The 241-nt window shown below is 39.0% G+C and carries 1 protein-coding gene; it reads left to right on the top strand.

The window, feature by feature from the left end:
* A partial coding sequence (locus ACRHOZ_RS21345; protein WP_431130385.1) for a type IX secretion system membrane protein PorP/SprF occupies positions 1-241 on the top strand: 241 nt, incomplete at both ends.

The following is a 241-nucleotide window of genomic DNA, read 5'->3' as shown; positions in this document are numbered from 1 at the left end:
CATTATTTCTTGATTTCCGGATATGTTTTTGACTTCAATCGCAACCTTAAATTTAAACCCGGGGCCTTATTAAAACTGGTAAGGGGATCTCCTCTACAATGGGATATGTCGGCCAATTTTATGCTCAATAACAAGTTTGTTGTTGGAGCTTCGTATCGTTGCAACGCCTCCTTAAACGGTCTTTTGGGATTTCAAATTTCGGATGCTGTTTTTGCTGGTTTTGGGTATGATTATCAATCCA

The organism is Flagellimonas flava (assembly GCF_050617915.1).
Lineage (GTDB): Bacteria > Bacteroidota > Bacteroidia > Flavobacteriales > Flavobacteriaceae > Flagellimonas > Flagellimonas flava_A.
The sequence above is the reverse complement of the archived record's forward strand: the minus strand, read 5'-3'. Positions and strand labels throughout refer to the sequence as shown.